The organism is Sphaerisporangium sp. NPDC005288 (assembly GCF_040607475.1).
Classification (GTDB): Bacteria; Actinomycetota; Actinomycetes; order Streptosporangiales; family Streptosporangiaceae; genus Sphaerisporangium; species Sphaerisporangium rhizosphaerae.
This window is the reverse complement of the sequence record NZ_JBEXGT010000007.1, coordinates 224,894-244,790: the sequence shown is the minus strand read 5'-3', so window position 1 is coordinate 244,790 and position 19,897 is coordinate 224,894. Positions and strand designations below refer to the sequence as shown.

16 protein-coding genes and 1 riboswitch are annotated in these 19,897 nt (G+C 71.2%); of the genes, 6 read left to right on the top strand and 10 right to left on the bottom strand.

Annotation, left to right across the window (positions count from 1 at the left end):
• Positions 1–1,238, bottom strand: a 1,238-nt coding sequence (locus ABZU32_RS10135; RefSeq protein ID WP_354919756.1) for a molybdopterin cofactor-binding domain-containing protein, incomplete at its 3' end; no start/stop codon positions are given.
• Between the two features lie 241 nt (positions 1,239–1,479).
• Between ABZU32_RS10135 and ABZU32_RS10130 the strand changes: the two genes are divergently transcribed.
• The 3 genes from ABZU32_RS10130 (at position 1,480) to ABZU32_RS10120 (ending at position 3,358) form a co-directional block, all read left to right on the top strand.
• Complete coding sequence (locus ABZU32_RS10130) at positions 1,480–2,361, top strand: SPFH domain-containing protein (RefSeq protein ID WP_354919773.1); 882 nt, start codon at positions 1,480–1,482, stop codon at positions 2,359–2,361.
• Complete coding sequence (locus ABZU32_RS10125; RefSeq protein ID WP_354838941.1) at positions 2,358–2,636, top strand: hypothetical protein; 279 nt, start codon at positions 2,358–2,360, stop codon at positions 2,634–2,636. The genes ABZU32_RS10130 and ABZU32_RS10125 overlap by 4 nt, the downstream gene beginning before the upstream one ends.
• Positions 2,637–2,722: 86 nt before the next feature.
• Complete coding sequence (locus ABZU32_RS10120) at positions 2,723–3,358, top strand: GPP34 family phosphoprotein (protein WP_354919753.1); 636 nt, start codon at positions 2,723–2,725, stop codon at positions 3,356–3,358.
• Between the two features lie 119 nt (positions 3,359–3,477).
• Here ABZU32_RS10120 and ABZU32_RS10115 read toward each other — a convergent pair whose 3' ends face one another.
• The 3 genes from ABZU32_RS10115 to ABZU32_RS10105 form a co-directional block, all read right to left on the bottom strand.
• Positions 3,478–4,326, bottom strand: coding sequence for a DUF1707 domain-containing protein (locus ABZU32_RS10115; protein WP_354919750.1), 849 nt, complete (start codon positions 4,324–4,326; stop codon positions 3,478–3,480).
• A gap of 128 nt (positions 4,327–4,454) precedes the next feature.
• Entirely contained in the window at positions 4,455–5,576 is a 1,122-nt protein-coding gene (locus tag ABZU32_RS10110) for a maleylpyruvate isomerase family mycothiol-dependent enzyme (protein ID WP_354919747.1), read from the bottom strand.
• Positions 5,577–5,578: 2 nt separating this feature from the next.
• Positions 5,579–6,136, bottom strand: coding sequence for a sigma-70 family RNA polymerase sigma factor (locus ABZU32_RS10105; protein ID WP_354838929.1), 558 nt, complete (start codon positions 6,134–6,136; stop codon positions 5,579–5,581).
• Between the two features lie 144 nt (positions 6,137–6,280).
• Between ABZU32_RS10105 and ABZU32_RS10100 the strand changes: the two genes are divergently transcribed.
• Complete coding sequence (locus ABZU32_RS10100) at positions 6,281–7,909, top strand: isovaleryl-CoA dehydrogenase (protein ID WP_354919744.1); 1,629 nt, start codon at positions 6,281–6,283, stop codon at positions 7,907–7,909.
• Positions 7,910–7,972: 63 nt separating this feature from the next.
• Here ABZU32_RS10100 and ABZU32_RS10095 read toward each other — a convergent pair whose 3' ends face one another.
• The 6 genes from ABZU32_RS10095 to ABZU32_RS10070 form a co-directional block, all read right to left on the bottom strand.
• On the bottom strand, positions 7,973–9,094 hold the full coding sequence (locus tag ABZU32_RS10095) for a glycosyltransferase (protein ID WP_354919741.1): 1,122 nt from the start codon (positions 9,092–9,094) through the stop codon (positions 7,973–7,975).
• Positions 9,095–9,469: 375 nt separating this feature from the next.
• On the bottom strand, positions 9,470–10,351 hold the full coding sequence (locus tag ABZU32_RS10090) for a carbohydrate ABC transporter permease (RefSeq protein WP_354919738.1): 882 nt from the start codon (positions 10,349–10,351) through the stop codon (positions 9,470–9,472).
• Positions 10,351–11,292 (bottom strand): sugar ABC transporter permease, encoded by a 942-nt coding sequence (locus ABZU32_RS10085; RefSeq protein WP_354838917.1) that lies wholly within the window; start codon positions 11,290–11,292, stop codon positions 10,351–10,353. Before ABZU32_RS10085 ends, ABZU32_RS10090 begins: the two co-directional genes overlap by 1 nt.
• Positions 11,293–11,366: 74 nt before the next feature.
• A complete protein-coding gene (locus ABZU32_RS10080; RefSeq protein ID WP_354919735.1) occupies positions 11,367–12,728 on the bottom strand; it encodes an extracellular solute-binding protein in 1,362 nt (453 codons plus the stop codon).
• A gap of 208 nt (positions 12,729–12,936) precedes the next feature.
• A complete protein-coding gene (locus tag ABZU32_RS10075) occupies positions 12,937–15,105 on the bottom strand; it encodes an alpha/beta hydrolase-fold protein (RefSeq protein ID WP_354919732.1) in 2,169 nt (722 codons plus the stop codon).
• A gap of 183 nt (positions 15,106–15,288) precedes the next feature.
• Positions 15,289–16,311, bottom strand: a complete 1,023-nt coding sequence (locus tag ABZU32_RS10070; protein WP_354838908.1) for a LacI family DNA-binding transcriptional regulator — start codon at positions 16,309–16,311, stop codon at positions 15,289–15,291.
• 1,097 nt (positions 16,312–17,408) lie between these two features.
• Here ABZU32_RS10070 and ABZU32_RS10065 point away from each other — a divergent pair.
• Complete coding sequence (locus tag ABZU32_RS10065; RefSeq protein ID WP_354919729.1) at positions 17,409–18,446, top strand: acyl-CoA desaturase; 1,038 nt, start codon at positions 17,409–17,411, stop codon at positions 18,444–18,446.
• 125 nt (positions 18,447–18,571) lie between these two features.
• Positions 18,572–18,675: riboswitch (guanidine-I (ykkC/yxkD leader) on the top strand.
• Positions 18,676–18,723: 48 nt separating this feature from the next.
• Complete coding sequence (locus tag ABZU32_RS10060) at positions 18,724–19,893, top strand: agmatinase family protein (RefSeq protein ID WP_354919726.1); 1,170 nt, start codon at positions 18,724–18,726, stop codon at positions 19,891–19,893.
• Positions 19,894–19,897: the final 4 nt, after the last annotated feature.

The window sequence follows — 19,897 nt, the reverse complement described above, 5'->3', positions numbered from 1 at the left end:
CGCACCGGCGCGCCGCAGGCCCGCGCGAGCTCGGCGGCCGCGACGGTCTCGACGGTCACGCCGACCTTGGCGCCGAACCCGCCGCCGACGTGCTCGGCGACGACGTGGACCCGGCCGGCGGGCAGCCCCCACCGCTTGGCGGCCTGTTCGGCGACGACGCCGACGGCCTGGGTGGAGACGTGCAGGTGCAGGTCGCCCGAGTCGTCCCAGCGGGCCACGCAGGAGTGCGGCTCCAGCGGGGTGTGTGCCTGGACGGCCGTGGTGAACCCGCCGGTGACCAGCCGGGGGTCGGCGGCGGCGCGCGCGGCCTCCACGCGCCGGGCGGCGGTGCGACCCCGCCTGCTCAGCAGGCCGACGGGGCCGCGCACGTTGCCCTGCCAGCCGGCGGGCGGGGACATGCCCTCGCTGTGGCTGGGGGCGCGCTTCCGCGCGGCCTGGTCCTCGTAGACGGGCGGCGCGGCGGGATCGTCGTCCAGGGCGGCCGGGAGGGGGTCGTAGCCGACGGCCGCGCGTGCGGCGATCGCCAGCGCCTCGGCGCGGGTGGCCGCGGCGACCGCGGCGATCGGCTGCCCCGCGTAGCGGACGGTGCGGTCGGCGGGCAGCAGGTCCACCACGTGGGCGGCCGGCAAATCGACCGAGGTGACGCGGGCGTGCGCCCGGGCCGAGCGGACGATCACGCCTTCCAGCAGGCCGGGCGGCCGCACGTCGGTGGTGTACCGGGCCCGGCCGGTGACCTTGTCCATCGCCTCCACCCGGGCCGGCGGGGCGGTGGCGGCGCCGTCGTGCTCACCCCGGCAGGCCGCCGCGATCGCCGCGTGGATGCCCTCGTAGGCGCCGCACCGGCACAGGTGCCCCGCCATGGCGGCGGCGACGCGCGCGCGAGGCGGGGCGGTGTCGCCGTTGCGGGCCCGCCAGTCGTCGACGAAGGCGGCGGCCTGGACCACCAGGCCGGGAGTGCAGTAGCCGCACTGCAGGCCGTCGTGCGCGGCGAACGCCCGCTGGACCGGGTGGTCCAGGCCCTCGACGGTGGTGACCTCGCGCTCGGCCACGGCGGCGGCGGGCAGCAGGCAGCTCACGTGCGGGGCGCCGTCCACCATGATCGTGCACGCGCCGCAGACCCCGGTGCGGCAGGCCGCCTTGGCGCCGGTGAGGCCGAGCCCGTCGCGCAGGACGTCCACCATCGCCTCGTCGGCCCCGGCGTCCACCTCGATCGGCTCTCCGTTGACCACGATCTTCACGCGCGGGCTCCCGTCCGAGATGACCGACATCGTCCGTCGCAGTCTCCGGCAGCCGGGTTGACGTTGGCAATATCACGCGGACATCGTCGGCCTCCACCGCCTCTGCCGACCGTTCGTCATTCCCCTTCGATCGCTCCGGGCTTGCAAAGTGATATCACTTTGCTATGGTTGTGCCATAAGCACAGACCCCCCGGAGGAAACCATGGTCAAGGCGGGAACGGTGGAAGAGGTCGCGGTGGAGATGCCGGCGGCGCACGTGAGCGAGCGGCGGCCGCTCGAGGTCTCGGGCTGGCCCGTGCTCGGGCTGTGCCTGCTGCTCGCCGCGGCGGGCGTGGCGGTGCTGGTGACCCAGGGCGAGCAGGGCTCGGGCGGCGTGATCGGCGCGGGGGTGGCCCTCCTGCTGATCGCCGTCCTGCTGCTCACCGGCCTGATGGCGATCGCGCCCGGCCAGGCCAGGGTGGTGCAGCTTCTCGGCCGCTACCTCGGCACGGTGCGGGCAGACGGCCTGCGGTGGGTCGTTCCCTTCACCCAGCGGCGCGCGGTCTCGACGCGCATCCGCAACCACGAGACCGACGTGGCCAAGGTCAACGACGCCGACGGCAACCCGATCGAGATGGCCGCGGTCGTGGTGTGGCAGGTGGAGGACACCGCCAAGGCCGTGTTCGAGGTGGACGACTTCGTGGAGTTCGTGGCCATCCAGACCGAGACGGCCGTCCGGCACATCGCCGGCAACTACCCCTACGACTCCCACGACGACGGCCAGCTCTCGCTGCGCGACAACGCCGACGAGATCACCGGCAAGCTTTCGGCCGAGATCGCCGCCCGCGTCTCCTCGGCCGGGGTCAGGGTCATCGAGTCGCGCATCACCCGCCTGTCCTACGCCCCCGAGATCGCCCAGGCCATGCTGCGCCGCCAGCAGGCGGGCGCGATCGTCGCCGCCCGGCGGCAGATCGTGGAGGGCGCGGTCGGCATGGTGGAGGCCGCGCTGCACCGCCTGGACGCCGCCGACGTCGTCGACCTGGACGACGAGCGCAAGGCCACCATGGTCAGCAACCTGCTGGTCGTGCTGTGCGGCGACAAGGACGTGCAGCCGGTCGTGAACACCGGCTCCCTGTACCAGTGAACGAACGCAAGAAGATCCTCCTGCGGCTCGACCCCGCGGTCCACGACGCCATCACCCGCTGGGCCGGGGATGAGCTGCGCAGCACCAACGCCCAGATCGAGTTCCTGCTGCGGCGGGCGCTCGCCGGCGCGGGGCGGCTCCCCGGCGACGTGGGCGGCATGCCCAAACGGGGCCGTCCCCCGAAGGACCCCGTCGACTCGACGCCGACCGGCGCCGCAGATCAGACCGGCGGGACCGCCCCGGACGCCGGAACCGCCGAACCCGGCTCCGAGTGACCTGAGACGCCACGCGGCCGCGCGACCCCCTCGCCGGGGCCGCGCCGGCCGGACCCCTCGCACGACACGACCGAGAGGAGCGACCGGTGGACCTGCCCGGCTCCCTGCCCCAACGGCTCTACCTGCTGGCCTACGACATCGAGCGCGGGCGGCCGACCGCCCGCTGGAAGCTCGGCTACCTGATGCGCGCCGGAATCCTGGCCGAGCTGCTGCTGCGCGGCTGCCTGGACGACGCGACCGGCGGCCCGGTCGCCTCCCGGCCCGCCGTCCCGGACGACGCCGTGCTCGACGCCGCCCTCCAGCAGATCGCCGCGTCCCGGCGGCGCACCTGGCAGCACTGGGTGAACAAGGGCTCGCACCGCGCCGTCCGCCAGGTGCGCGACCAGTTGGAGGCCGGCGGCTGGATCCGCGTGCGGCGCACCCGCCTGCTCGGCGTCATCCCGCTGGCCAAGGTGACGGTCCGCGACACCCGGGTGGTGCGGCGACTGACCTCGACGGTCTCTTCGGCCATGCGCGGCGGGCAACCCCTGTCACGGGTCGAGCCCCGCGACGCCGCGCTCACCGCCCTGGCGTCGGTGATCAGGCTCAGAACCGTCATGCCGTGGCGGCAGTGGCGGGCCGTGCGCGAACGCGGCGAGGCACTCGGCGTCGTCGTGGCCCCGGTGCCCCGTGCCCTGCACAAGGCCATCCAGGCCGCCCAGGCCGCGGCCGCCGGTTCCTGACCCGGCGCTCCCCCGGCGACCGGGCCGGGCTCTCGCGCGAAGCTCGGCTCGACCGAGCCGGGACCACAAGCTCGGCGCGACCCTGCGAGGCCGGCGACTCGGCCCGCCGGAAGCGGTGGTCAGCCGTACGGGGGCGGCGGCGGGGGCGGAGGGAAGGGGCCGCCGCGGCGGTCGTCACGGCGGGAGTCGCGGCGGGCCTGGCGCAGGCCGTCGCGGACCTCGCGCATCGCCTCGTGGTGGGCGCGCCGCACGTCCTGGTGGGCCCGGTGCAGCTCATGGCGCTGCTCGCGCATTCCGAGCAGGTGGTCGCCGCGGCCGGCGCGCATCTCGCCGCGCCTTTCCTGCCACCACTCGCTCCAGGCGAACCATGCTCGCTGGATCGGCTTGGCCTGGGAGTCTCCGATGACCCTGACATCGCCCATCACGGCGTACGCCCGGACGCGCACCACGGGGACGTGCTGCCCCGGCGGGGCCTCCAGGACGTCCACCCGCTTGTCGCCCATGACCGCGATGCCGGTGAGGTCCACGTCCACGCCGTCGGGCACGATGATCTTGATATCGCCCATCACCGCCGTGGCGACGATGTCGACCTCGTTGGAGCGCACCTCGGCCTCGCGCAGGTCGATCGTCACATCGCCCATCACGGCGACCGCGCCGATCTCCTGGTCGACGCGCCACTTGCCGCGCCGCTTGGTGTCGCCCATGACGGCGACGTACCACCGCCGGGCCCTGCCCGTACGCGGGGACGGGGGCGGGGACGACGGGTAGGCGGCGGCGTGCGGCACGCCATCCGGCAGGTCGGCGGTGATCTGGGCCAGTTCGGCGTGGGTGGCGGCCAGGTAGGCGGCCTCGGTGCGCTCGGTCAGCTCGGAGAGCGTCAGGCGTCCTTCGACGGAGGCCTCTCTGAGCCGTTCGACGACGGCCTCGCGCTCGGCGTCCGAGGCGCGCATACCACCCGGATCATTCATGGCTCGAATCTAGCGCGGCATCACGCCATGTCACGATCCTCCGTAAGGAGGATCTCGCCGAGCGCCTCCACCCGCCGGACGACCGGCGGACCGGCGGACCGGCGGAACCGGCGCGAGGCGAGCGCGCGTCAGGGTCCCGAGAGGGCGGGGGCGGCGTGCAGGACGTCGCGGACCAGGCCTGCGTCCCCCTCCACCTCCGCGGGGAACTCGGCCGGGGCGCCGCGTCCGCCGAGCAGGAAACAGAAGGCCATGGCCTCGCAGGTGATCGCGGCCTGGACGGGCGAGCCGTCGTCGGGCACGGCCGGGCGGGCCACGTCGAGCGGAACGTGCCACGCGCCGCCCCCCGGACCGGTCAGCGTGAGGCGGATCGCGCGGTCGCCGCCCTGCATGCCCGACAGCAGCATCGTCCACGGCACCAGCCTGGCGCAGAAGTCGGCCGTCGGGTGGATGTGCCCGTCCAGCGGCAGGGGAAGAGGGCGGCCCAGCACCGCCGCGGTGTCGTCGGTGTGGATCCAGGTCTCCAGCATGCGGGCGAGCAGATGATCGGAGACGGGGAAGCCGATGCCGCCCGGCGCGATGACCGTGGCCGGGTCCATCGAGGCGGCGTGCGCGCAGATCGCCTCCGCCTGGAGGCGCCAGTCGGCCCGGGTGCGCTCAGGGTCCTGCCCGGCCGCGAACGCGATCATGTCGGCCGTGCGGGCCAGGACCTCCGGGGAGGCGACCGCCGGGCCCGCGACCGGCGCGCCGATGGCGTCGGCGACCAGGCTGTCGGTGGCGGCCAGGTGGGCGATGAGCTGCTGCAGCGTCCAGCCCTCGACGATGCGCGCCGACCAGTCGGCGGGCGCCGCCGAGGCGAGCAGGGCGTCCATGGCGGCGACCCGCGCGGCGTACGGCGCGGCGACCCCCGTGGTGGCGGCGGGGCGGCGGGCCGACCGGGCGGCCGTCATCAGCCGGGAGAGCGCGCCGCCCGGGGCATCGGCGGCGGCCTCGACCAGCGCGTCCAGGCTCAGCCGGGTCACCGGGTCGGAGGCGACGGGCACGCCGTACGCGCCGAACTCGCCGCCCGGCGCGGGCTCGTGGCCGTCGGCGGCCACGCCGTGGGAGGCGGGCACCGGCGGGCCGTGGCGGGTGGAGGAGGTCGCGGACGTGGACGACGTGGAGGGGGGCGTGGGCTGCGCGGATGACGTGGAGGACGTGGAGGACGTGGCGGGGCCGGAGGGGTCGCCGGACGGGCCGGAGTGGTGGTCCACCGTCACACCTCCTTCTCGGCGAGCTCGTCGGCGAGCCTGCGCAGGCCCAGCCGGATGCGGGACTTGACGGTGCCCTCGGGCAGCCCCAGCTCGGCGGCCGCCTGACGATAGGTACGGCCACGGTAGTACGCGAGTTCGATCGCCTCCCGGACCTCGCCGGGGAGCCGGCTGACGGCCAGCCGCACGCGGGCGGCCTCGTCGGCGGCCAGGACCCAGTCTTCCAGCGGGCTCGGCTCGGGATCGGTCAGGCGGGGGCCGAGCGCCGAGACGCGGTGGCGTTCCTCGGTGCGGACGTGGTCGACGGCCCGCCGGTGGGCGATGGTGGCGAGCCACCCGCGCAGCGACCCCCGGTCGGGGTCGAACGCCAGCGGGCGCTCCCAGAAGGTGACGAAGACCTCCTGCACGATGTCCTCGGCGACGACCCGGTCGCGCGTGACCCGCAGCGCGAGCCCCAGCACCAGCGGATACAGCCGGTCGTGCACCTCGCTCAGCGCGCTCTCGTCCCCGCCGACGACGCGCTGGTGCAACAGCCGGTCGTCGGTCGTTCCAGGGGCCTCCACCGGTCCCACCCTTCCTTGGTCAGCGACCCGAGCATCCCACTGTTCCGGGGAAATGTTGAGATGGATGCCTGAGCGCGCATGCAAGAGGCGTTCGGCACCGGACCGCACCGCACCGCCACGCACCGACACCGCCCGGAGGCTCTCTTGACGCACGACGTCACCAACCAGGTCCCCCCGCTCACCGGCCACGACGTGTCCGCCGACCCCGGCATGGTGGAGGGCGTGCGACGGGAGGGCGCCGACTGGGCCCTCGGGGAGCTGCGCACCCTGGGAACGCTCGCCGGGTCGGCCAGGGCCCAGGAATGGGGGCGGCTGGCCAACGAGTACCCGCCGGTGCTGCGCACCCACGACCGGTACGGCAACCGCGTCGACGAGGTGGAGTTCCATCCGGCCTGGCACGAGTTGATGGCCGTGGCCGTCGAGCACGGCCTGCACGCCACGCCGTGGGCCTCGCCCCGGCCGGGCGCCCACGTGGCGCGCGCGGCCAAGTTCTACGTGTGGTCGCAGGTGGAGGCGGGCCACGGCTGCCCGATCTCGATGACCTACGCCAGCGTGGCGGCGCTGCGGCACACCCCGGCCCTGGCGGCGGAGTGGGAGCCCCTGCTGACCTCCCGCGGCTACGACTTCGGGCTGCGCCCGGCCGCCGCGAAGCGCGGGGTGCTGGCCGGGATGGCGATGACCGAGAAGCAGGGCGGCTCCGACGTGCGCGCCAACACCACCCGCGCCGAGCCGCTGGGCGACGGCACGTACGCGATCACCGGCCACAAATGGTTCAACTCGGCGCCGATGTGCGACGTCTTCCTGGTGCTCGCGCAGGCCCCCGGCGGGCTGTCGTGCTTCCTGCTCCCCCGGGTCCTGCCGGACGGCTCGCGCAACGCGATGCGGATCATGCGCCTGAAGGACAAGCTGGGCAACAGGTCCAACGCCTCGGCCGAGGTCGAGTACGAGAGGGCGGTGGCCCGCCTGGTCGGCGAGGAGGGCCGCGGCGTGCGCACGATCATCGAGATGGTCAACATGACGCGCCTGGACTGCGTCATCGGCTCGGCCGCCGGCATGCGGTACGGGGTGACGCAGGCCGTCCACCACGCCACCCACCGCAGGGCGTTCGGCGAGGCACTCGCCGAACAGCCGTTGATGCGCAACGTGCTGGCCGACCTGGTCCTCGAGTCGGAGGCGGCGACCGCGGTCATGCTGCGCCTGGCCGGTGCGACCGACCGGGCGATCCGCGGTGACACCGGCGAGGGGGCGTTGCGCCGCACGGCCCTGGCGGCGGCCAAGTACTGGGTGTGCAAGCGGGCTCCGGCGCACGCGGCGGAGTCGCTGGAGTGCCTGGGCGGCAACGGGTACGTCGAGGAGTCGCAGATGCCGCGGTTGTTCCGCGAGTCCCCGCTCAACGGCATCTGGGAGGGCTCGGGCAACGTGGCCGCCCTGGACGTGCTCAGGTCGATGGCGAAGGATCCGGACAACCTGGACGCCTTCTTCGGCGAGGTCGACCTCGCGAAGGGCGCCGACTCCCGCCTGGACGCGGCCGTGCGCGAGGCGAAGGACTCCCTGGCCGACCCCGCCGCCCTCGAACACCGCGGCCGCCGGATCGTCGAGCGCGTGGCCCTGGTCTTCCAGGCGTCCCTGCTGGTCAGGCACAGCCCGCCCGCCGTCGCCGACGCCTTCTGCGCCTCCCGCCTGAGCCCCGATCGCAGTCTCGCGTACGGCGGCCTGCCGCCCGGCGCGGACCTCGACGCGATCATCGGACGGGCCGGGGTGAGGTTCGCCTGAGAAGTACGGGTGGTCAGGAGGGGGTCGCTCGCGGAGGGAGCCGCGCGGGCCCGGGATCGGCGCTCATCGGCCGGCCACCGGGTAGCGGCTGAGGATCTCGGCTCGCCGCGTCGCCGACGGCCGGTGGAAGTAGAGCAGCTCGCCCGGGGTGTCCATGCACTGGACCGGGCCGGACAGCTCGGCGCCGCGGGTCTCGTCGATGATCAGAAGATCGCTCGTCGCACCGCGGGCCGCCAACTCCGCCATCGCGGCGTCGACCGTGTCCTCCTCGACCACCATGAGCCGGTAGGTGCGGGGCACCGGCAGCCGGCCATCGAGGGCCCGCGCGGCGACCTCGAAGCAGCGCATCGCCTCCACCCAGCCGATCCGCCCGCCGGCGGGGTTCATGGCGAGGCCGGCGATCGACTGGATCGCCACTTCGGGCGCTTGGTGTTTGGCCGTCATGTAGGCGAGATTGCGGACCCAGTCGTCGTACATTCCGGCGTCTATCCCCCGGCGCCGCTGGTGGTACGCCACGGCGGAGGCGCTGAAAGCGAAGGCCAGTCCCGCCTGCCGCAGCCGATATCCAAGGTCGGTGTCCTCGAGTCCCCAGCCGAGAAATTCCTCGTCGAAACCGCCGATGCGGCGCAGGTGCTCGACGCGCACCGAGGCGTTGCAGGAGAACAGGAGATGCCAGCAGATGGCGAGCCGGTTCATGTTGCCCGAGAATTCGGCCAGCACCTTCTCGCGCGGATCACCCCAGGCGACGGCGGGCATGGCGTCGAAGGCGAATTCACGGCTGAGGCGCTCCTCGTCGAAGTCCCCGTCTCCGAGGTCCGGGCGAGCGCCGATCACGACGAGGTCATTCCTGAGCCGGTGGTAACGGACGTGTTCGGCGAGGAAGGTCGGCCCGACCACCGTATCGGCGTCGACCATGACGACGAGCTCGCCGGTGGCCTTGGCGATGGCCGCGTTACGGGCGGCGGCCCGGCTCGACCGTTCGGTGCGCGGAAGGTAGAGGTAGGTCAGATCGTCATGGCCGGACAGCTCGGCGACCATCTCGCCGGTGCCGTCGGTGGAGCCGTCGTCGGCGACGACGAGCTCGAAGGAGTCCTCCGGATCGAGCACGCTGTGCGCGAGCGTGTATAACAACAGGCGCAACTTGCTCCGCGCGTTGAATGCTGGAATGACGACGCTGACCTTCACGGAACCTCCGGTGAATGGGCGGAAAAGGACGACCGACACGGTCACGGACACATCGAACGCCGTCGCGACCAGAATTATCAACCGTCCGCAAGTTCAGTGCAACGATTGTGGGAGCGGTATCCCTCGCGCTGAAGCCGGCCGACCGATGCCAATACGCTGCGCAAAGCTTATTGTCGGCACAATCCCGTGGCAGACCACTCACGGACGGTAGCGCCGGGCGACCCGCCGTCCCACTTCACGACAATCTCCACTACATATGCGGCGCATTATGGCTATTTCTTCTCGTGGAGTGCGAATCGACGGTGAGAACAGGAAGACCTCCGGGTGTGGTGGATACGACATCTCCACCACACCCGGAGGTCTTCCGAGCCGCGGCTACCTCAGGCCGCCGACCGACAGGCCGCCGCGCCAGTGCCGCTGGAGGGTGAAGAAGGCGATGATGAGGGGGACCACCGACACCAGGGCGCCCATGATGATGAGGCTCCACAGGGAGGTGCCGCCCGAGTTGTTCGCCGAGGCGATCCCCTGCCAGACGCCGAGGCCGACGGTGACCGGGAACAGGCGGTTGTCGGAGAGCATGGCGAGGGGCAGGAAGTAGTTGTTCCAGGACGCCACGGCGGACAGCAGCAGCACGGTCACCACCGCCGGCCGCATCAGCGGGAAGGCGACCCGGAAGAAGGTCCGCATCTCCCCCGCGCCGTCGACCCGAGCCGCGTCGAGGATCTCGTCGGGGACGGCGTCGCGCGCGTACACGTGCATCAGGTAGACGCCGAACGGGTTGAGAAGCGACGGCAGGATCACCGCCCAGATCGTGTTGGTCAGGCCGAGCCCGGAGAACATGATGAAGGTGGGGATCACCAGCGCCGTTCCGGGCACCATCAACGCGCCGAGCAGCACCGAGAAGGTGAAGCGCCGGCCCGCGAACCGGTATTTGGCGAACCCGTAGCCGGCCATGACGGCGAGGATGGTGGCCCCGATCCCGCCCGCCAGCGCGTACAGCGTGGAGTTGAGTATCCACCTGCCGTAGATGCCGCCGTCGTAGGTGAACAGGCGCTCGAGGTTGCCGAAGTAGTCGACGTTGTCGGTGAACCACAGCGTGTTGCCGCCACCGAACAGGCCGGGGGCGTCCTTGGAGCTGTTGACGATGACCCACCAGAACGGGACGAGGAAGTACACGACCAGGAAGCCGAGGAGCACCTGCAGGGGAAGGTGGCGTTGCGGCCTTCGGTGTCCGGCGGCGCGGGAGACGGTGGTCATCAGAGGAAGCTCCTCCGCTTGCGGGTGAAGAACAGGAAGGCGTAGACGCAGACGAAGACGATGCCGCCGAGGGCGAAGGAGATCGCCGATCCGTAGTTGAAGTTGGCGAGCTTGAACGCCTGCGCGTACGCGTACATGTTGGGGGTGAAGTCCGGTGTGATCGTGCCGGCCGCGAGGTAGCGCAGGATCTGCGGCTCGTTGAAGAACTGCAGGGTGCCGATGAGCGAGAAGACCAGGATGAGGAAGATCGCGGGGGCGATCAGCGGGATCTTGATCCGCAGCGCGGTCTGCCATCTGCCGGCGCCGTCCATGCGGGCGGCCTCGTAGAGCGTCGGGTCGATGCCCTGGAGCGCCGCGTACAGGATGATCATGTAGTAGCCGGCCCACTGCCAGGTGACGACGTTGATCAGGGCGTAGAAGATCAGATTCTTGCTGAAGAAGTCGGGCGCGGTGCCGCCGAACAGTCCGAAGATGTCGGTGAGCGGCCCGAAGCTCTTGCTGTACAGAAAGCCCCACATGACGGCGCCGATGACCGTGGGGATCGCGTAGGGCAGGAAGATCATCAGCCGGGAGAAGCGGGTGAACAGCGTCGTCACGGCATCCAGGATGAGCGCCATGGCGAGCGCGATGACGATCTGCAGCGGGATGGCCACCAGCGAGAAGCGGATGACGAACCACGCCCCGGACAGGAAGCTCGGGTCGGTGAACGCCTTGGCGTAGTTGTCGAACAGGACGAAGCTGGTGCCGCCGATCAGCTTCTTCTGGAACAGGCTGAGGTACAGCGCGTAGGCGAGCGGCGCGATGAGCAACGCCAGGAAGACGATCGCGAACGGCCCGACGAAGAGCCACCCCATCAGATGCTCGCGCAGGCGCACCTTGCCGTGGATCTTGGATGTCTTGTCTTCAGTGCGCGGTGCGCTCTCCTCGATCAGGAGGGTCATCTTGGGCTCCGGGAATGTCGACGCTGGGAGATCGTGGGTGGGCCGGCCGGGGACGGCGCGGCCCACCCGGGTCGTCACTGGACGGTGAATCCTTGTTCCTTGGCGTACGCCGCCACGTCCTCCTGCAGCCGGTCGGCGGCCTGCGCGCCGGTGACCGAGCCTTCGATCATCGCGCTGACCTGCTTGGTCATGGCGTCGAAGTAGTACTGGCCGAACGGGCTGTAGGTGACGCCCTTGTAGGCGTCCGCCGCGGGGACGTAGACCTCCTTGTTCGCCTGCTGGCCGTTGAAGAAGCCCACCTTGGCGTCCACGAACTCGGGGGACTTCAGCGCCTTGAGGTTCAGCGGGAAGATGACCTGGTTGGTCCAGCCGTCCTTGAGCGAGTCGTCGTCGGCGTACAGGCCGTAGGCCACCTTCGCCGCGAGTTCGGGGTTCTTCGCCTGGCTGGTCACCGAGAAGGCCGACCCGCCCCAGTTCACCTGCACCGGGTTGGCCGGATCCCACTGCGGGAGCGGCGCCACCGCGAACTTGCCGGTGTCCTTGCCCTTGCCGACGCCGGCGCCGGTGAGGTAGCCGGGCGCCCAGGCCGCCGAGATGTAGGTGGCGTACTTGCCGTTGATCACACCTGAGATGTACTCGGGAGTGAACTGGTCCTGGGTCCCGACCAGGCCCTTCTTCGCCAGGCCTCCCCAGTAGTCGAACACGTCCTTGGACGCCTGGTCGTTGAGTTTGACCCCGATCGACTTCGGCTGCGCCGGGTCGTAGGTGAACGGAGCGGCGCCCTTCTGGATCTGCAGCGCCATCAGCAGCGCCGGCACGTTGGCGCCGAGGTCGCCGAAGTTCGGGCCCCCCGCGTCCTTCACCTTCTGCGCGGCCTTCTCGTACTCGTCCCAGGTCTTCGGCGGCGTGATCTTGTACTTATCGAAGACGTCCTTGCGGTAGATCATCGCGAGCGGGCCGCCGTCGACCGGCACGCCGTAGACGGCCTCACCGACCGAGACGTCCTTCCACGCGCCCTCGCTGTAGTTGGCCTTGACCGCGTCGAAGCCGTACTTCCTGATGTCGACGAGCGCGTTCTGGATCTGGAAGGTCGGGATGCGGTCCATCTCGACCATGATCACGTCGGGCGCGCCGGTGCCCGCGGAGATGGCCGTCTGGAACTTCTGGTACTCGTCGCCGCCCTGGCCGACGTTGGTCCAGCAGACCTGCACCTCGTTGTTCTGCTTGTTGAAGTTGTCGACGACGAGCTGCGTGTTGGGGTACCAGCCCCACATCGTCACGACCGGCAGATCCTTCTTGGTGATCGTGTTGGTGCAGCTGCTCGCGTTGTTCCCGCCCGGATTGGCCGTGCTCTTGCCCTGGTCGGGGGAGCAGGCCGCGAGCGCGCCCGCGGCGGCGAGCAGGGCCGCCGCGGTTATGAGGGACTTTCTCTTCATTGGATGTTCTCCCTTTGGGGGGGTCGTGGCGCACAAGGTCCATGCGCCACCGCTGAGGCCGGATGATCGGCGGAACCGGGCACGGGTGACACACCCCGTGCCCGGTTCCCATTGCCGATCCTCCGGTGAGCGCTCGGCACGCTCCCGTGCCCGGCGACCGCCACCGGGGCCCCCGATGCCCCGGCGGCGCCGCCTCGGACGGGATCGCCTAGCGCTTGAACAGGCGCGGCGCGAGGTCGATGAGGTTCTTCTGCCACACGTCCCAGCCGTGCGGTCCAGGGGTGACCCCGTCGAACTCGTAGTGGACGCCGAGGGTGTTCATCGTGGTCAGTCCGGCCATGAAGGACGGGTACACGAAGTCGGTCACGTCGCCGACGTACACGCGGAACAGCTTGGTCCCGTTGTTGATCGCCGCCACGTCGACGCCGGTGCCACTGCCGAACCCGGCCGAGAACGCCGCGACGTAGGCGAACCGGCCCGGGTAGGCCTTGAGCACGCCGATCGCCTGGCCGCCGCCCATCGACAGGCCGGCGAGGGCCTGCTGGGAGGGGTCACCGGAGATGTGGTAGGCGGCGCGGGCCGCAGGGACGATGTTCTCCAGCAGTTCCTTGGTGAAGTTGGAGGAGTTGCCGTTGCCCATCACGACCACCATGGGCACGATGTCCCCGTCCAGGAACTCGTGGTCGAGGATCTGCTTGGCGCGCCCCATCTCGGTCCAGTCGGTGTAGTTCTGGCCGCTGCCGTGCTGGAGGTAGAGGACGGGATAGGCCTCCGCGCGGTTCGGGTCGTACCCCGGCGGCGTCCACACCAGCGCGGTGCGCTCGGCGTTCGCCACGGTGCTCTGGTAGGTCAGGCTCTCGACCTTCCCGCCCTGGCCGGCGGGAACGTCGGACAGCAGGCGCGACCTCTCACCGGGGATGAAGAAGGAACTCCAGGCCGGCTCGGAGGTGATCTTCGTCGGGTTCGACGCGTCCTTGACCCCCACCGTGTCCACGATCCACCGGTAGTAGTAGAACCACGGCTCCAGCGGTCCCACGGTCGCCCGCCACCGGTCGCCCTCACGCGACATCGGCACGCGCAGCCAGCTTCCACCGGGAGCGATGTTCGCCCACACCGTGACGTGCTTGGCGTCCTTGTAGTCGGTCGTGGTCTCGAAGGTGACGAAGCCGTCCTTGGTCACGAACGGCGTCGGGGTGGTGCCGGGCGCCGGCGGGGTGAACTCGCCCTTCAGCGGCCCGTGACCGGCGCTCGGACCGTGGTCGCCCACCTTGCGGAACAGCCGCGGCACGAAGTCGATCAGGTTCTCCCGCCAGGCGTTCCAGTTGCCTCCCGCGTCGGGGTTCACGCCGTCGAACTCGTACTTGACCCGGGCACGGTCCAGCGCCTTGGTCAGGGCGACGGTCGCGTTGTAGGCGGGGTCGGTCACGTTGCCGGTGTACAGACGCACCAGCTTGGCGCCGTGGTCGGGGCCGGGCTTGGGACCCGGTCCCGGCACTCCGGCGGGGAGCTGCGTCAGCGGACTGGAGAACGAGCCGGCGTAGGCGAACCGGCCGGGGCCGGTCAGGGCCGCGCGCAGCGCCTGCGACCCGCCCTCGGACACACCGGCGATGGCCTGGTGCTCCCGGTCGCGGTGGACGCGGTAGGCGTCCCCGACCGCCTTGCCGAGGTCGTTCAACTCCTTGTCGCCGTCCGCGCCGTCGGAGATCACGACCACCATCGGCTCCATGGCGTGACCGGCCGACAGGTTGTCGAGGATCTGCTTGGCACGGCCGAGGTCGAGCCAGTCGGTGGCGCCGCCGTCCGCACCGGACCGCAGGTACAGCACCGGGTACGGCTTGCCGCCCTTGGCTGCCGCGTACCCCGGCGGCGTCCACACCAGGGCCGACCGCTCCTGGTCCTTGGTGCGGTAGGTCAGGGTCTCGATCTTGCCGCCCTGCCCGTCGGGCGCGTCCGCGAGCAGCCGCGCCGAGTCGCCCGGCACGAGGAAGGTGCTCAGGAGCGGCTTGGACGCCACGCCGGCGCTGTTGGTCGGGTCCTTGATGCTCTTGGTGTCATCGGCGGTGACCTGGTAGTAGTACAGCCCCGGCTTGAGCGGGCCGAGAACCCCCGACCAGACGTCTCCCCGGCGGGTCAGTCCGTACTCCGTCAAGGCCGCGGAGGGGCCGAAGTTCCCCACGATCATGACCTGTGACACCTGGCCCAGGTTCGCCTGGATGTAGGCCGCCGGGACGCTGAACGACGCGTAGCGGTCCTCCGAGACGCTCAGCCACGGCGTGTCCGCCGCCGCGGCCGGTCGCGGTGCGAGCAGCATCGTCGTGATCGCCAGCACTCCGGCGGCGACCATCGCCGAGAAACGGCGTACGCCCTCGTGGCGCACGCTCCCATGGTAATCTTTCACTTGGTTTCACCCTTCCTTAAATGGTCGGCGGCGGATGCGACCCGCCAGCCGATCAGCTCTTCAGTGGGTGCGCCGTGGTCTCCCTGTGTCACCTCCGTCACGGGCAGGCCATGCCCTCCTCACCCTTCGGTGCGTCTCGATATGGTCTGCGTGGTGTGCCGGTCATAAGCCGGGCGTGCTCTTCGGTGGCGCGGTGGAGCCGCGCACCACCAGGCGGGTCGGAATCTCGATGCGGCGGTGGCCCTCCCACTCGCCGGTGACCAGTGACTTCAGCAGGTGCGCGGCCTCGTATCCGAGCCGGTACATCGACTGGTCCACCGTGGTCAGCCCCGGCTCGGCCAGCGCCGACTCCGGGATGTTGTCGAATCCGACCACCGACAGGTCGCCGGGGACGCTGAGCCCACGCCCCTTCGCGACCTCCAGAACCTTCAACGCCATCCCGTCGCTCGCCGCGAAGATCGCCGTCGGACGGTCCGCGCCGGCCAGCAGGGCGTGTGCCAGCGGGGTCGCGGACTCGGGGTTGAAATCCCCTCTGCCGATCAGGGCCGGGTCGAACGGGACACCGGCCGCGGCCAGCGCCTTGCGGTATCCCTCCTCGCGCGACCATGCGGACTCCAGACTGGAACGGCCCGCGATGAATCCGATGCGCCGATGCCCGAGGCCGAGGAGATGCTCGACCACCGAAGTCGCGCCCGCGAGGTTGTCCGCCGTCACCGAGGGAACCGTAGAGCCCCGTACCGGGTCGATGACCACGACCGGCGTGCCGCTGCGGACCTCGTCCCAGGGCGTGACCACGATGCATCCGTCCGTGAGCGTGCCCGACAGGCGGGTCAGATGCCGCTGCTCCCAGCCCTCCGCGTACGTCCCATAGAGGTCACTGTTGGCGTAGATGATCAGGTCGAAGCCCGACCGGCTCAGTGCCTGCATCACGCCCTTGAGCACCTCGGCCGTGTAGGACTGGAAACTGTGGGCCACCAGGCCCAGAACGTTGGTGCGACTGCGCCGCAGGCTCGTCGCCACCAGGCTCGACTCGTAGCCGAGCTGCTCGATGGCCGAACGCACCTGCGCGATGGTGCTGGCGCTGACGCCGTAACGCCCGTTGACGACCCGCGACACCGTCGCGGTGGAGACGCCCGCCACTCGCGCGACATCGCTCATCGTCACCGGCGCACCGACATCGGCCATGCGGCCCTCTCCATTGCAAACGTTTTCGATCACGTTTCCGGCGCTTAACGTAACTGACAATGTTTGCGCACACAAGACCCTTTTCGGCCTTGCGGACACGCACTAAAGGGCATGGCCGCGTGGTGCGGACCGGCCGGGGAACCGCCCCTGCCAGGGCGAACTCGGAAGCCACGGCGGGGGTATGCGGACACGGCGGAGGACGGCGGGCGTCACCGGTGATGTGAGCGTGCTCATGAGAGTGCGGGCGCGCCCCGCGGAGAACTGACCAGGGTGGCCGTCGCCGGGAGGTGCCCCGTGGCAGCGCCGGACGGCCGGAGTTCGCCGCGGCGCCCGAGGCGGGGGCGCATGAGCGTCCGGGGGCAGGAGGCCTCGAACGCGGGGGACCGCGCATTCCACCGCCGTATTGGGCCCCCGTCCGGCGCTGTTCTCCACCGGCGGAATCCTGCCGGTGGCACGCATTCCCGTACGAGCCTTTCGATCCGTGTCCCCCGCGACGAGCCCGTCATCGCATTGGCCGGAATATCACCCGGGAATTCTCTTCTTAGGGCCGGGCCGGCCGCCATTCCGCCGCCGTTTCCGGAGAACCCCGGACATGCCCGCGCGTCATGACGGGTCGCCTCGCGCACCAGGTCACAGCGGCGCCCGCGCCGTCAGGCGCACTGCCGGCCGGCGCCGCGCGTGAGCCGCCTCGCGCGCCCTCGGCCCGCTTCCCCGCCAGGCCGGGCCGTCAACTCCGCCACGAACGCGCCGTGAACCGGGCCCTGACACGCGGCCAATCCGGAAAACCGCCGCGCGCCTCGCGGTGTATCCGCTGGATCGCCTGCGCGCGAGGGAATGCCGCCGTCCATCTCCGGCCGCCGGGTACGCCGCCATGGCAGGCCCGCGTGCCCGTGATGCGGCCGTGGCGGGGCCATCGTGGGGCCATCGCGGGGCCATGGTGGGGCCAGCACTACCGTGTACCCGCCTGGTACCAGGATGTCGAAGGACATGGTGCCCCGGACAGTGTTGATCGGGCCTGCCCGATCCGTCCGGCGCCGCGTGCGGTGTCCGCACGGCGCGGGGACGGGCGGCCGATCCGCCACCACGTCAGGAGAGCCGTGACCGAAACCTCCACCGTCGACGCCGCCACGCGCGGCAGCGACTTCGCCCGGCTCTCCCGACGGGTGGCCGAGGCCGGACTGCTGGACAGGCGTCCCGGCTACTACGCTCTGCGCCTCGGCCTGGTCACCGGCCTGTTCGCGGGCGGGTGGGCCGCCTTCTTCGCCCTCGGCGACTCCTGGGCCCAACTGCTGGTGGCGGCGGGCCTCGCGGTCGCCTTCGCGCAGGTGGCGCTCATCGCCCACGACCTGGCCCACCGGCAGGTCTTCCGGTCCAGGCGGCTGAGCCAGGGCGCCGGATGGCTGGCGGGCAACCTGGGCATCGGCATGAGCTACGGCTGGTGGATGGACAAGCACACCCGGCACCACGCCAACCCCAACCACGAGGACCACGACCCGGACGTCTCCCCCGACGTGCTGATCTGGTCCTCGCGGCAGGCCGCGTCGAGCCGGGGCGCGGCCCGGGTCATCGGACGGTGGCAGGCGTTCCTGTTCTTCCCCCTGCTGACGCTGGAGGGCCTCAACCTGCACCTGGCGAGCTTCCGGGCGCTGCGGCGTCCCCGGCTCAAGCACCGCGGGGTGGAGGCCGCGCTGCTGACCACCCACGTCGTGGCCTATCTCGTGGCGGTGTTCGCCGTGCTCCCCCTGGGCAAGGGGCTGCTGTTCGTCGCCGTCCACCAGGCGATCTTCGGGGTGTACCTCGGGTGCACGTTCGCGCCCAACCACAAGGGCATGCCCATGCTGACCGCCGAGGACCGCCTGGACTTCCTGCGGCGTCAGGTGCTGACCTCCCGCGACGTGCGCGGCGGCCTGATGCTGGACATCGCCCTCGGCGGCCTGAACCACCAGATCGAGCACCATCTGTTCCCGAGCATGCCGACGCCCAACCTGCGCCGGGCCAAGCCCCTGGTGCGGGCCTACTGCGCGGAGCTCGGCATCCCGTTCCACGAGACGGGCCTGATCGCCTCCTACGCCCAGGCCCTGCGCCACATGCACACCGTGGGCGCGCCGCTCCGCGCGGGGAGCACGTCCGACTGACCGCCGAGACGGGTCGCCCGCGCCCCGTGCCGCAGGGCTGTGCGTAGTACGTCACCGATCCGCTACGGACGGGAAACCCGGAGGAAACAGGCCGCGGCTGTCATGAAGGGGACTCACCGCCCCCGGTGAGGCGCACCTAGGGTTCCGCCCTCGCCGGCCGGCGAGGGGCTGGTCCGAGAGGTGCAGGCGGCCTGCGGCCGTTCCACGGCGGGACAAAAACCCGGGAGACAGTCATATCGGCTGCCTCCTGTGTGAGGCGTTTCCGAAAGGGAGTGCCGTGGGTCACCTTCACGACAACTACGGACCCGAAGCCCGCCGCGCCGTCGAACGCGAGGCCGAGCTTCCCCTGACGATGCACCGGCGCGAGATCGAGCGCGGGCTGGAGTACGGCCTGCCGGGCGCCGAGTCGATCGTCGACCGCACCATCCCCACCTTCTCCCGAGGCGAGCTGCCGCACTTCGCCGGGATCAACACCTTCCTCAAGGCCCCCTACGTGGAGGACGTGCGGCGCTGCGGCGAGTACGACGTGGCCGTGCTGGGCGCCCCGTTCGACGGCGGCACGACCTACCGCTCGGGCACGCGGTTCGGCCCGCAGGGCATCCGCAAGATCTCCGCGCTGTACGGGCCGTACAGCTTCGAGCTGGGCGTGGACCTGCGCGAGTCGATCACCATCGCCGACCTCGGGGACGTCTTCACCATCCCGGCGAACATCGAGAAGACCTTCGACCAGATCAGCAAGGCGGTGTCGCACGTCTACGCCAGCGGGGCGTTCCCTGTGGTGCTCGGCGGCGACCACTCCATCGGCTACCCGACCGTGCGCGGCGTCGCCGAGCACGTCTCCGGCAACGTCGGCATCATCCACTTCGACCGGCACGTCGACACCCAGGAGACCGACCTGGACGAGCGGATGCACACCACGCCCTGGTTCCACGCGACCGACATCCCGAACGTGCCGGCCAAGAACCTCGTGCAGATCGGCATCGGCGGATGGCAGGCGCCCCGGCCGGGCGTGAAGGTGGGCAGGGAGCGCGGCACCACCATCATGACCGTCACCGACTGCGTCGAGATGGGCATCGAGGCCGCCGCCGAGCGCGCCCTGGAGGTCGCCTGGGACGGCGCCGAGGCGGTGTGGCTGTCGTTCGACGTCGACTGCCTGGACGCGGCGTTCGTCCCCGGCACCGGCTGGCCGGAGCCGGGCGGCTTCCTGCCGCGCGAGGTGCTGAAGTTCATCCAGCTCATCGCGGACGCCCGGCCGCTCGCGGGCATCGAGGTCGTCGAGTGCGCGCCGCCCTACGACAACGCCGAGATCACCGCCCTCATCGCGACCCGGGTCATCTGCGACACCCTCGGGTGCCTGGTCCGCGCCGGCCACCTCCCCCGGCGCGCCGCCGCCCGGGTGGACGGCTCCGGGCCCGCGGGCGCGCACGTCAACGCTTCGCAAGCCTGAGAGG